The organism is Bradyrhizobium sp. Leaf396 (assembly GCF_001424605.1).
In the GTDB taxonomy this organism is placed as follows: domain Bacteria; phylum Pseudomonadota; class Alphaproteobacteria; order Rhizobiales; family Xanthobacteraceae; genus Bradyrhizobium; species Bradyrhizobium japonicum_C.
This window is the reverse complement of record NZ_LMQJ01000028.1, coordinates 25080-36898: the sequence shown is the minus strand read 5'-3', so window position 1 is coordinate 36898 and position 11819 is coordinate 25080. Positions and strand designations below refer to the sequence as shown.

Below are 11819 nucleotides of genomic sequence, written 5' to 3'. Positions count from 1 at the left end.
GACCAACCCTCGCCTCAACGGCGAGGCTGAATCCGACTGGGAGACGACCCGTGGCCTTTGCCTTGCCTTCGCGTGCCTACGATCTGCAGATGCTGGACCGGCCCGCGGACCGTGCGCGGGACCATGGCTGGGTCTTTGGGTTGCCGCCGGGTATCAGCAGCGAGCAATGGCCGTTCGATCCCGTCACCGGCTATCCCCTGATGCACGGGTTCACCTTGCTTCTGCCGGAGGATTATCGCGTGCATGGCGAGGACATCGTCGCGGTGTCGTTCTTTGCCACCGCGCCCGATCACAATGACGGCGGCGCGCCCGACGACCCCGAGATCCGCGACGCGGTGATGGCCCGGCCCTCGCATCCGCGCCTGTCGCGCATGGCGGACGTTCTCAACTACGAATATGCCGCGCTGCTGCTGACGCAAGCCGAGTATGACGGCGCGTTCGCGGCACCGCCGGCGCCGCTTGCGCTGACAGCGGCTGAACGGCCGCGCTGGCTCGATGTCGGCGGGGCCCGCGCCTACCTCGAGGCAGCGCCGCCTTACGCGAAGAAGATGTTCGCCGCTCCGCCGCGCTCCGATCTCGGCGAGAACCGCGCGATCGCCCTGACGCCGCGCGCGAACGATCCCAATGCCGGCAAGGGACCGCAGGACAAGCACGTCCGCGAAAAGCCGCCGACCGGCTATCAGCCCTACTATTATTATGTCGGCGACCGGCCGGGCCGCGACAATTTTCGCCTGCACGACTGGGCCAAAGATCACGCGCACAACCATCTCGGCGGCACCATGCGGCCCTGCCAGGCCGTGCCGGAGATGAGCCCGTTCTACATCGAGTTCGAGGAATATTTCGGCGGCTACAATTTCGGCGGCGGCAACGCGCAGCTCGACTTCAAGGAGATGAAGTTCGATTGGGCGTGCGGATGAGGTGGCCCGGGCGCGGGGCGCGTCTCAAAGGTCATTGCGAGAAGCGAAGACGAAGCGTGTTCCGGTCGCGGCGAGCGTGCGGCAGGGGCCAAGGCTCACTTGCGCGCGGCGGAAAATCGATTTTCGATTTTTGTTGACCCGCGGATGGAGCGCTGCAATCATTTGCCCCGATGGGTCCGCTCCAGTTCGACATGTCGGGAAGTCCCGGTGATGGTCCGCGCAGCCTGACGTCGGCGCTGCACGAGCGGCTGCGCGCCGATATTCTAGCGACGCGGCTGCTGCCGGGCCAGAAGCTCCATATCGCCGGCCTCGCCAAGCAGTTCTCGGTGAGCCTTGCGGCGGTGCGCGAGGCGCTGTCGCGGCTCGTCGCCGATGGCCTCGTGCAGGCGTCGGACCAGCGCGGCTTCCGCGTCAGCCCGGTGTCGCTCGCCGACCTCGCCGACGTGACCCAGACCCGGATCGACATCGAGGGGCTTGCGCTGCGCCGCTCGATCGAGCGGGGCGACGATGCCTGGCTCGTGTCGGTGCAATCGACCTGGGCGGACCTGAAGGCCGTCCCCTATCACTACCCCGACGATCCGACCGTGCATTACGAGGAATGGGTGGTCCGCCACCGCATTTTCCACCGCGCGCTGGTCAACGCCTGCGGCTCGCCATGGCTGCTCGGCTTTCGCGACGTGCTGCACGAGCAGAGCGAGAGATATCGCCGCCTGTCGATCCGTCGCGAGCTCGGCGGCAAGCCGCGCGACGTCGAGGCCGAGCACGAGGCGATCGTCGCAGCCGTGGTGGAGCGCGACGCCGATGCGGCCGTTCGCGCCCTGTCGACGCATTTCGGCATCACCAGGGACTTCGTCGAGCTCGCCGCCTCGCGCATTGCGGAGGTGAGCCGCACGACCTGACGATTCCAAGAATTCGGCACAAAAAAAGACAGACCGGGAGGAAACAATGAAGATCAATCGTCGTCACGCATTCATGTCGCTCGTCGCCGCCGCCATTTTCGCCGGCCCGGCGAACGCCGCCGAAACCATTCGGGTCGGCCTGCCCACCAAAACATACTGGCCGACGACGATCGCCGAGACCGCGGTGCGGCAGAAGCTGTTCGAGAAGGAAGGCATCAAGGCCGAGCTGACGATCTATCGCAGCGGCGCGGAGACGTTCGAGGGCATGGCTGCAGGCGCCGCCGACATCATCCTCGACCCGCCGTCGCTGGTCTCCGCCGGACGCAAGAAGGGCGTGATGTCGCGCATCGTCGCCAACGCCGCGATGGGCAATTTCGGCTGGCAACTGATGGTGCCCGCCAAATCGACGCTTCAAGTCAAGGACCTCAACGGCAAGAAGGTGGCGATCACCGCGGCCGGCTCGGGCTCGGACCTGCTTGCGCTGTGGACCATCCAGGACAAGAAGATCGACTTCACGCGCGTTCCCGTCGGCGGCGGTGGCCTGGTGCCGAACCTGCTCGCCGGCAATGTCGACGCCGCCGTGGTCTATTCGCCGCTGAGCTTCCAGATCTCGAAATCGGGCGAGGCCAAGAGCATCCTCGATTACGCGACCGCGGTTCCGCCGAACCTCACCGCCGGCTGGATCGTGCTCGACAAGTTCGCCGAAACCAAGCCTGAGCTGGTGCAGAAGGCGGTCAACGCCCTCTACGGCGCGGTCGCATTCATGCGCGCCAATCGCGACGTCACCGTCAAGCTGATCGCCGAGCTCTACGAGATGCCGCCGGAGATCGCGGCCCTCGAATACGACAACACCATCATGAAGCTCGAGACCAGCGGCGACATGGGCGCGGCCAATGTGGGCGCGGCCGTGCAGCTCTCGCTCGATCTCGCCAAGCTCGGCGGGCTCAAGGACATCGTGCCGGCCGCGGAGGTGATCTCGACCAAGTTCAAGCCCGTCCCGACCAAGTAGTCGCGATGCAGGGCAAGCTCGCCATCAACCTGGCGCGGATCGCGATCATCGTCGCGATCCTGGCGCTATGGGAAATGCTGTCGCGCACCGGCATCGTCAATCCGCGCCTGCTGCCGTCGGCCTCCGACACGTTCGCGACGCTCGGCGAACTCCTGCAGCGCGCGGCCGTGCAGAAGGACCTGATGGTGACCGCGACCGAGGTGCTGACCGCGTTCGCTCTCGCCGTGCCGGTCGGCGCCCTGATCGGCTTTCTCGTCGCGGAGAACCGCTACTTTGCCGATGTTGCGAAGCCCCTGCTGTTCTTCGCCTTCAGCATCCCGAAATCGATCTTCCTGCCGATGTTCATCCTGGTGTTCGGCGTCGGCTTTGCCCAGAAGGTCGGCTTCGGCTTCTTCTCCACGATCTTCATCGTGATCATGTCGACCACCACGGCGGTGGAGTCCGTCAAGGTCGAGCATCTGACGGTGGCGCGCTCCTATGGCGCCACTCCGATGCAGACCGCGTTCCGCGTCTACCTGCCGAGCATGCTGCCGGTGCTGCTGGAGGCGCTGCGGATCTCCATGATCTTCAATCTCACCGGCGTGATCCTCGCCGAGATGTACGCCTCCCGCGACGGGATCGGCCATCAGATCGCAATCTGGGGCGAGAACTTCCAGATGAAGCAGCTCCTCGCCGGCGTCGTGATGGTTGCCGCGATCGCCATGACCTTCAACGAACTTGTCAGATGGGTGGAAACGCGATGCAGCCATTGGCGAACGTGACCCCGCTCAAGCCCGCCGCGCGCGCCGGCGCGATCGAGGTGAAGAATGTCGGCCAGGTGTTCAAGACCCGATCGCAGGACGTCGTCGCGCTGGAGGACGTCTCGCTCGAGGTCAAGCCCGGCCGTTTCGTCGTGCTGGTCGGCCCCAGCGGCTGCGGCAAGTCGACCCTTTTGATGATGATGGCGGGCCTGCGCCAGCAGACCGCGGGCACGATCACCATCAGCGGCGCGCCGATCCCGCAGCCGGACCCCGACAGGGTCGGCGTGGTGTTCCAGGAGGCCAGCCTGTTTCCCTGGCTGACGGCGGAGGACAATGTCGAGTTTCCGCTGGCGCTGCGCGGCGTTCCCAAGGCCGAGCGGAGGGCCAAGGCGCAGGATGCGCTCAAGCTGGTCGGGCTCGAGGGTTTCGGCAGGCGCCATCCGCACGAACTCTCGGGCGGCATGAAGCAGCGGGTCTCGATCGCGCGCGGGCTGGTGCAGGACCCGCCGGTGCTGCTGATGGACGAGCCGTTCGCAGCGCTCGACGAGCAGACGCGCATGACCATGGGCGACGAGCTGCTGCGCATCTGGGCCGCCACCGGCAAGACCGTCGTGTTCGTCACGCACAGCCTGACCGAAGCTGTGTATCTCGCCGACGAGGTGATCGTGATGTCGGCGCGGCCCGGCCGCATCGTGGACCATCTCCAGGTCCAGTTGCCGCGGCCCCGGACCTACGAGATGCTGAGCGGCGATGCCTTCGGCAGCCTGCGCGACCGCATCTGGCGGCACATCCGCAAATCGGCATGAGGCGGGGATGAGCGCCAGGATCAGCGCCAGGATCAGCGCCAGGACGCTGCGATATCTGATCGTGATCGGCCTGATCGCGCTGTGGGAGCTGCTGCCGCGCAGCGGGCTCATTGCCGAATTGTTCCTGCCGTCACTGTCGTCCACGTTGATGGCCGGGTGGACCGACGCGGGTGAATACGGCCATGCGCTTGCGGTCACGCTCTACGAGGTCGTGGTCTCCATGGCATTTGCCTGCGGCGGCGGCATCCTGCTCGGCGCCATCGTCGGCAGCCTTCCCGGCCCGCGCGTCCTGATCATGCCGATGGTGTCGAGCCTCTACGCGGTGCCGCTGGTGATCCTCTATCCGGTCTTCACCGTGTGGCTCGGCATCGGCTCGGAGTCCAAGATCGCGTTCGCCTCGATCTACGGCTTCCTGCCGACGATGCTCGCGACCGCGGCCGGCATCCAGACCATCGACCCGCAGCTCCTGCTCGCCGCCCGCAGCATGGGCGCGACACTGAGCCAGCGGCTCGTCCGCGTCATCATCCCTGCGGCGATCCCGACGGTGCTGTCCGGCCTGCGTGTCGGCGGCGCGCTGGTGATCGTCGGCGTGGTCGTCTCGGAAATGCTGATCTCCTCGGCCGGCATCGGCTATCTGATCTCGCGCTACCGCACCATCCTCGACAGCGCGCATGTGTTCGCCGGCGTGCTGCTCGTGCTGTTCCTCGCGATCGGCTTCAACGCCATCATCAGATGGATCGAGCGCAAGGCGGCGATCTGGCAAACCGGCACCCGTGGCGGTCAGGCCAATGACGAGATCGCTTCGGGCGCAATGCAGCCGGCGACGTGAGGTACGCGCGTGCACGACTTGACCCTGACATTCGACAACGGTCCGGATCCAGACGTCACACCGCGCGTGCTCGATATCCTCGGCGGGCGCGGCATCAAGACCACCTTCTTCGTCATCGGCGAGAAGCTTGCCGATGGCGAGCGGCGCGGCCTTGCGGAGCGCGCGCACCGCGAGGGACACTGGATCGGCAATCACACCTTTACGCACAGCGTTCCGCTTGGCGAGCAATCCGGGCGCGACACCGCGGAGAACGAGATCGGCCGCACGCAGGACGCGATCGGCAATCTCGCTCATCCGCAGCGCTGGTTCCGGCCGTTCGGTGGCGGCGGCAATCTGGACAAGCGGCTGCTCAAGCCGTCCGTGGTCGATTATCTCACCCGCGAGAAGCACAGCTGCGTGCTCTGGAATTCCATTCCGCGCGACTGGGACGACCCCGAGGGCTGGACCGAGCGCGCGCTCGGCCAGTGCAGCCGGCAGCCCTGGACGCTGATGGTGCTGCACGACCTGCCGACCGGCGCGATGGATCATCTGGAACGCTTTCTCGATCGCGCCGCCGCGGCCGGCGCCCGCTTCCGCCAGGACTTTCCGCCGCCTTGCGTTCCCATCCGCAACGGCGAGATCGCGCTTCCGATCGACGACTATGTTTCCTCCATCGAAGAGAGTGTTTGACCGATGAAAGTTGCAAGCTTCACCATCGCCGGCACGCCGAGCTATGGCATCGTCACCGACAAGGGTGTCATCGACGCGGGCAAGCGCCTGAAGGCCTATCCGACGCTGAAAACGCTGCTTGCGAAGGGCTCGATGGACGAGTTGAAGAAGCTTGCCGGCGAGAAGCCTGACTACGCGCTCGAAGACGTCGCGCTGCTGCCGACGATCCCCGATCCCGACAAGATCTTCTGCATCGGCGTCAACTACGCCACGCATCTTGCCGAGAGCGGTCACCCGACGCCGGCGCATCCGATGATCTTCACCCGCTTCGCCAACAGCCAGGTCGGTCATGGCCAGCCGATGATCCGGCCGCTGGAGTCCGAGCGTTTCGACTATGAGGGTGAAATGGCCGTCATCATCGGCAAGGGCGGACGGCGCATCTCGCGCGAAGCCGCGCTCAGCCATGTCGCCGGCTACGCCTGCTACAATGACGGCAGCATCCGCGACTGGCAGCGGCACACCTCGCAATTCGCGCCGGGCAAGAATTTCGCCGGCACCGGCGGCTTCGGACCTTGGATGGTCACGACCGAGGAGCTGACCGATATTACAAAGCAGACGCTGATCACGCGGCTGAACGGTGTCGAGGTGCAGAAGGCTCCGATCTCGGATCTCGTCTTCGACGTGCCGGCCCTGATCGCCTATTGCTCGACGTTCACAGAGCTCGCGCCCGGCGACGTGATCGTGACAGGCACGACCGGCGGCGTAGGCGCCTATCGTACGCCGCCGCTGTGGATGAAGGGCGGCGACGTCGTCGAGGTCGAGATCTCCGGCATCGGTATCCTGCGCAATCCCGTCAAGGACGAGGGTTCAGCCGCGGCAACGCGCGCGGCCTGAACGGTCGCGCTGAACAAGAACAAGAAGGAGACCCCCATGCCCATGCCGACGCACATCCTGCCGACCACCGTGGTCGGCAGCTATCCCCAGCCGGAATGGCTGGTGAACCGCGCCATGCTGTCGAAGGTGGTGCCGCGCACCCGCCTGCACGACATGTGGCGATTGCCGCCGGAACATCTGGAAGAAGCCCAGGACGATGCCACCATCGTCGCGATCCGGGACATGGAGCGTGCCGGCATCGACATCGTGACCGACGGCGAGATCCGCCGCGAGAGCTACTCCAATCGCTTCGCCACCGCGCTCGACGGCATCGACGCAGACAATCCCGCGATGATCGTGGCACGCACCGGCAACACGCAGACGCCGGTGCCCCGCGTCGTCGGTCCCGTGCGGCGCAAGGGCCCGGTCGAGCTGCATGACATGCAGTTCCTGCGCAAAAACACCGAGCGCGCCGCCAAGATCACGCTTCCCGGCCCCTTCACCATGAGCCAGCAGGCCAAGAACGAGTTCTACAAGGACGAGGAAGAGCTGGCGATGGCGCTCGCCGAGGCCGTCAATGCCGAGGCGCTCGACCTGCAGAAGGCCGGCGCCGACGTGATCCAGCTCGACGAGCCCTGGGTGCGCAACAATCCGGAGCTCGCCAAGCGCTATGCCGTCAAGGCGATCAACCGCGCGCTGCAGGGCATCACGGTGCCGACCGTGGTGCATCTCTGCTTTGGCTATGCAGCCGTCGTGCCCGGCTCGAACAAGCCCGCCGGCTATTCCTTCCTTGCCGAGCTGGACGACACCATTGCCGACCAGATCTCGATCGAGGCGGCCCAGCCGAAGCTCGACCTCGGCGTGCTCAAGGACCTGTCATCGAAGAAGATCATGCTCGGCGTGCTCGATCTCGCGGACCCCGCGATCGAGAGCGTCGATACCGTCGCCGACCGCATTCGCAACGGTCTGAAATATGTCTCGCCGGAGCGCCTGATCCCGGCGCCCGATTGCGGCATGAAATACATGCCGCGCGCGACCGCGTTTGGAAAGCTGAAGGCGATGTGCGATGCAGCGGCGAAGGTCAGGCGCGAGGTTGGCTAGCGGCTTTCGCCAGAGGCGTTTCGGCGCGAGTCTCACGCTCCCCGCTTCGGTCCGATCGCCTCGAACCCGGCCTTCTGCTCGTCGCTCAGATCCGCCTGGAAATCGTCGAGCGCATCGCTGACGCCGCCGACCTCTTGCAGCATCGTCTGCAGTCGCGCCTTGACGGCGGCGAGGCGTGCTTGCGGGGTCGCGGCGGCTTCCGTCGGGCAGGCGCTGAGCTTCTGCATGGTGCGCAGCGTGGTATCCTGCAGCACCTCAAATCGGGCGCGGGCGACCTCGTCGAGCTGAAGCGTGGAGGCGATGTCGGCGGCGGGCCATTGCTGCTGCACGAGCTGCTCATATTGGCGCTGCGCCTTTTCGTCATAGCGGGGATCGTAGTCCGGCTTACAAGCGGCAGCCGCCTGCGAGTCCTTGCGCTGAACCGCGGCCAGCGCGGCGCGACGCTCGTTGGCGAGCGCATTGAGCCTGCGTTTCTGGTCGTCATTGAGAAGATCGAAAAACTTCGAAAGCGGCGCTTCGATCGCGTCAATTGCCTTAATCATGGCCTCGATCCGCTCGCGCATCAGGCCGAGACGCTCCGAGGCATTCGCCGGGGCCTGCGACGGGCAGGCGTTGCTGATGGTGTCGCGCGCGGCAGTCCAGGCGGACGCGAGCTCGTCGAGCGCGGTGCGCTGCAACTCGTTCGCCTGCACGGTGCTCGCGACGCGGTCGACCGGCAGACCGCCGCTATCGCTGGCCTCGCAAAGGGCCTCCGCGGAGGGGACCCTCCGCGAGCGCCGGCCCTGCGACTTGGTGTAGGCGGCGAGCTCCGTCGCTGCATAAGGCGCGAAGATCGCGGCATAGATGTCGCCATAGCCGTACAGCGAGAGGCTGGTACTGTCGCCCAGGATGATCGCGTTGGTGAGATCATCGTGCGCGAATGGCCAGAATACCGGTCCTACCCAGCCGTAGCTGCCATCGGGATGGCGCCACCAGCCTTGCGGCCGGCGCCCGCCATGCCAGCCCGACAGCGCGGCCTGCGCCGTGAGGGCCGCGCGCAGGACGTAGGGGTTGGATCGCTGACCACGCCCGGCGCCGCGGGGATCCTGCGATCTCAACGCGGCGGAGCGGTGGCGGCCGCCGCGCACCCCCATGCGGGAGTGGCGCAGCCGCGACAGTCCCATCATGTGGCCGACCGCGAAGCGCGCGACGCCGAGTGGTCCGCCACGCAATCCGAATTGTGCCTCGGCTCTGCTTGGCAGCAGCACTGCCACAATCACCAGGGCGGCGCCGGCCAGCGCCAGCCCCACGCGCCCGGACATGAACGCAGACTTGACCGCCGATCTGGCCACGTCCTGACCCTCTCTCCCGCGGCAAGCGCGCAATGCGCCGCAGTCACGATGACGCGCGAGGGAACCGAATGTTCCGGCGCGGCACAGGGCAAAGCGTCGCAACCCATGCACGCCGGCCGCCGCAGCGGCATCACTCCGCCTTAGGCGGCATCACGAAGGTCTGGCCGGGATAGATCAGATTGGGGTTCTGGATCTTGTCCCGGTTGGCCTTGAAGATCACCGCATAGCGGGAACCATCGCCGTAGGCGAGCCGGCTGAGCGCCCACAGGCTGTCGCCCTTGGCAATGACCCGGTTGCCGCCCGCTTCCGCCGACGCGGCGGTGAGCACGTCTGCCGACGAGGCCGAAGCAACCGTCGTGGCTGCCGGCGCCCGCGCCAGGACCTTGGGCTTCGGCGCGCCAATCGGCTTCGGCCGGGCCGCCTGACCGTCGGGGACCGAGGCCAGGCGCGGTGAAGCCGACGGCAGCGCGGCCACGATATCCGACTTGTCGTCCGGCTTCTCAGCTTGCCTGGTGTCCTGCTTCGCCACCATTGCGGGCCGCGCGGGCGGCGGCGGCGCCTCGGCGACGGTCACCGGCATGGTCCGGCCGGACTCCGTGACCGTGCCGTCCGGCGCCTTGGCCCGGAGCGTCAGCTCATACGACCCGGCAGGCAGCTGCGGCGGGGTCATCACGAATTGGCCCGAGGCGTCCGCGACCACCGTATCGAGCGGCTTGCCGTCCCGCAGCAGTTCGACCCTTGCGCCCGGCGCGGCGCGGCCGGCAATCACCGCCGCCTCGCCGCGATCGTCGATTCGGGCGACGTCGAAACGCGGGCCGGCATCCGCAGCCGCCGGTGGCTTGCGAGGCGCGAGATCGCCGAGCGCGGCCACCTGCTTCTGCGTCTCGGCCAGCACGCCCGCCTTCGGCTCGGCGGCCGGCGGCGGCGCCGCGGCCGGTGCAGGCGGCGCAGCGGCGGCAAGCTCCGGCTTGGGATCCGGTCTCGGCTCCGGTTTGGCCTCAGCCTTGAGTTCGGTCTTGGGCTCGATCTTGGGCTCGATCTTGGCCTCGACACTGGGCTCGATCTTTGCCTCCGGCGCGACGGCGACGACAGTCTTCGTCCCGCCCGGCAGCAGGCGGCGCAGCTCGGTCGGGCCGACGACGAGCGCAGTGCCCACAAGGGCGAGCAGGCAAAAGGCAATGAAGGCCTTGGATGCGGTAATCATCTGAAAGGGACCTTGGGTGGCAAATCAGCCGACGGCGGCAAAGTGCGCCGATTTGGCTGCGGCAGCAAGACGGTCGATGTGATGATTCGTGCCATCCCCGGGATGAACCGGTGCTACCCCGCGGCACCCAAAGCTCGGCGCAGGCCGGCGTCGGTCACGCCCCCGCCGTGACGGTCCAGAATTCGCGCCATCTGCGGCGGCCGAGCGCAGCCAGCCGCCTCCAGGACCAGCGGGACAGGCCGGCGACCAGCGAGGCGCGGGCGAGAAGGAGGTGGAAGATGATGTCGATCACGGCAATTCTCGGCTTGCGTCCGCAGCGTACGGCCGGACTGCGCCCGCGCTGATCCGCCTCTGGAGAATGAGCGCGGCCCTCATGGCCGCGCTTCCAGGATCATGTTGAAGGGCGAACCGGCAGCCTTGGCGATCTGCGAGAAGCCGCCCTGCCGCAACACCTGCGCAATCCGCTTCTCGCCGGCCTGCGCCCCCAGTCCCAGACCGACATCCTGGCTCAGCGACGTCGGCAGACAGATGTGGGTGGAGCCCGCGTAGTAGACGCGCCCGACCGGATTGAGATTGTCGGCAAGGCTGTCGCCCGCCGCCGGCTCCACCAGCATCAGCGTGCCGTCGTCCTTCAGTGCAGAACGAATATGACGTGCCGCGCCAACGGGGTCGCCCATGTCGTGCAGGGCGTCGAACATCGTCACGAGATCGAAACCCGATCCGGCGAAATCCTGCGCCTTGGCGACCTCGTAGCGGAGATTGCGCACGCCGGACGTCTCGGACCTTGCGCAGCCGATCGAGGCCTCATCGTAATCGATGCCGATGAAGTCCGAGTTCGGGAAAGCCTCGGCCATCAGCCTTGTCGAATAGCCGTGACCGCAGCCGACGTCCGCGACCTTCGCACCTCGCTCCAGCTTCTCGACAACGCCGCCCAACGCAGGCAGCCATTCTGCGATCAGATGCGCGCGATAGCCGGGCCGGAAGAAACGATCGACACCGCAGGACATGCAATTGCAGTGATCGCTCCAGCGCAGGCCCTTGCCGGTTCTGAACGCTTCGGCCAATCGCGGCTCGTCGTGATAGACCGCCGGCAGCAGGCTGAAGCCGCCGACCATCGCGACCGGACTGTTTTCATCCGCGAAGACCGCCTTCTGCTCCGGTGTCATGCTGAACGTATCGTTCGTCGCATCGTAGCTCACGAAGCCCGAGGCCGCCTGTGCGGACAGCCATTCGCGGACGTAGCGCTCGTGGGTCCCTGTCCGATCGGCGAGCTCGCCTGACGTCATCGGGCGTTCGGCCAGCGCGCGGAATAGACCCAGCCGGTCGCCGAGGACGACGAGCGCCGCATTGGAGGCCGCGCCGAGTTCGTTGACCACGAGTCCGAGCAACTGCTCGAGCTTTGTCTCATCCAAGTTCATGACCTGCTCCTTCGAAGGCGCGGACGTGCGCCGTTGAGGTGCGA

Annotated in this window: 13 protein-coding genes; 9 read left to right on the top strand and 4 right to left on the bottom strand. The window is 66.7% G+C overall.

The features are described 5' to 3' along the window. Window positions 1-50 precede the first annotated feature (50 nt). The 9 genes from ASG57_RS23555 (at window position 51) to ASG57_RS23515 (ending at window position 7822) form a co-directional block, all read left to right on the top strand. A complete protein-coding gene (locus ASG57_RS23555) occupies window positions 51-917 on the top strand; it encodes a hypothetical protein (RefSeq protein WP_057197670.1) in 867 nt (288 codons plus the stop codon). A 191-nt stretch (window positions 918-1108) separates the two neighbouring features. Further along, the gene (locus tag ASG57_RS23550; RefSeq protein ID WP_230646820.1) at window positions 1109-1816 is read left to right on the top strand and encodes a GntR family transcriptional regulator; all 708 of its coding nucleotides are present in this window, start codon (window positions 1109-1111) and stop codon (window positions 1814-1816) included. Between the two features lie 46 nt (window positions 1817-1862). Next, complete coding sequence (locus ASG57_RS23545) at window positions 1863-2825, top strand: ABC transporter substrate-binding protein (protein ID WP_057197668.1); 963 nt, start codon at window positions 1863-1865, stop codon at window positions 2823-2825. Window positions 2826-2830: 5 nt separating this feature from the next. After that, window positions 2831-3586 carry an ABC transporter permease gene (locus ASG57_RS23540; protein WP_024342985.1) on the top strand — a complete coding sequence of 252 codons (756 nt, stop codon included), beginning with the start codon at window positions 2831-2833 and terminating at the stop codon, window positions 3584-3586. Then, on the top strand, window positions 3565-4371 hold the full coding sequence (locus tag ASG57_RS23535) for an ABC transporter ATP-binding protein (protein ID WP_051160764.1): 807 nt from the start codon (window positions 3565-3567) through the stop codon (window positions 4369-4371). Before ASG57_RS23540 ends, ASG57_RS23535 begins: the two co-directional genes overlap by 22 nt. 7 nt (window positions 4372-4378) lie before the next feature. Beyond that, entirely contained in the window at window positions 4379-5200 is an 822-nt protein-coding gene (locus ASG57_RS23530) for an ABC transporter permease (protein WP_057197666.1), read from the top strand. A gap of 9 nt (window positions 5201-5209) precedes the next feature. After that, a complete protein-coding gene (locus ASG57_RS23525) occupies window positions 5210-5869 on the top strand; it encodes a polysaccharide deacetylase family protein (protein WP_057197664.1) in 660 nt (219 codons plus the stop codon). Between the two features lie 3 nt (window positions 5870-5872). Then, window positions 5873-6742, top strand: a complete 870-nt coding sequence (locus ASG57_RS23520; protein ID WP_057197662.1) for a fumarylacetoacetate hydrolase family protein — start codon at window positions 5873-5875, stop codon at window positions 6740-6742. A gap of 36 nt (window positions 6743-6778) precedes the next feature. Then, window positions 6779-7822, top strand: coding sequence for a uroporphyrinogen decarboxylase family protein (locus tag ASG57_RS23515; protein ID WP_200948582.1), 1044 nt, complete (start codon window positions 6779-6781; stop codon window positions 7820-7822). Between the two features lie 32 nt (window positions 7823-7854). Here ASG57_RS23515 and ASG57_RS23510 read toward each other — a convergent pair whose 3' ends face one another. The 4 genes from ASG57_RS23510 to ASG57_RS23500 form a co-directional block, all read right to left on the bottom strand. After that, window positions 7855-9123, bottom strand: a complete 1269-nt coding sequence (locus ASG57_RS23510; RefSeq protein ID WP_057197659.1) for a Spy/CpxP family protein refolding chaperone — start codon at window positions 9121-9123, stop codon at window positions 7855-7857. 160 nt (window positions 9124-9283) lie between these two features. Further along, window positions 9284-10357, bottom strand: coding sequence for a LysM peptidoglycan-binding domain-containing protein (locus tag ASG57_RS23505; RefSeq protein ID WP_057197658.1), 1074 nt, complete (start codon window positions 10355-10357; stop codon window positions 9284-9286). A gap of 154 nt (window positions 10358-10511) precedes the next feature. Then, window positions 10512-10649: a hypothetical protein gene (locus ASG57_RS38055; RefSeq protein WP_155248772.1), complete on the bottom strand. Its 138-nt coding sequence runs from the start codon at window positions 10647-10649 to the stop codon at window positions 10512-10514. Window positions 10650-10728: 79 nt separating this feature from the next. Then, a complete protein-coding gene (locus ASG57_RS23500) occupies window positions 10729-11775 on the bottom strand; it encodes a class I SAM-dependent methyltransferase (RefSeq protein ID WP_024342993.1) in 1047 nt (348 codons plus the stop codon). Window positions 11776-11819 lie beyond the last annotated feature (44 nt).

Excerpts from the sequence above, each read along its gene's own strand:
- ASG57_RS23540 (WP_024342985.1), top strand. The coding sequence starts at position 2,831 with ATGCAGGGCAAGCTCGCCATCAACCTGGCGCGGATCGCGATCATCGTC.
- ASG57_RS23530 (WP_057197666.1), top strand. The coding sequence starts at position 4,379 with ATGAGCGCCAGGATCAGCGCCAGGATCAGCGCCAGGACGCTGCGATAT.
- ASG57_RS23510 (WP_057197659.1), bottom strand. The coding sequence starts at position 9,123 with ATGTCCGGGCGCGTGGGGCTGGCGCTGGCCGGCGCCGCCCTGGTGATT.
- ASG57_RS23535 (WP_051160764.1), top strand. The coding sequence starts at position 3,565 with ATGCAGCCATTGGCGAACGTGACCCCGCTCAAGCCCGCCGCGCGCGCC.
- ASG57_RS23500 (WP_024342993.1), bottom strand. The coding sequence starts at position 11,775 with ATGAACTTGGATGAGACAAAGCTCGAGCAGTTGCTCGGACTCGTGGTC.
- ASG57_RS23515 (WP_200948582.1), top strand. The coding sequence starts at position 6,779 with ATGCCCATGCCGACGCACATCCTGCCGACCACCGTGGTCGGCAGCTAT.
- ASG57_RS23550 (WP_230646820.1), top strand. The coding sequence starts at position 1,109 with ATGTCGGGAAGTCCCGGTGATGGTCCGCGCAGCCTGACGTCGGCGCTG.
- ASG57_RS23505 (WP_057197658.1), bottom strand. The coding sequence starts at position 10,357 with ATGATTACCGCATCCAAGGCCTTCATTGCCTTTTGCCTGCTCGCCCTT.
- ASG57_RS23545 (WP_057197668.1), top strand. The coding sequence starts at position 1,863 with ATGAAGATCAATCGTCGTCACGCATTCATGTCGCTCGTCGCCGCCGCC.
- ASG57_RS23520 (WP_057197662.1), top strand. The coding sequence starts at position 5,873 with ATGAAAGTTGCAAGCTTCACCATCGCCGGCACGCCGAGCTATGGCATC.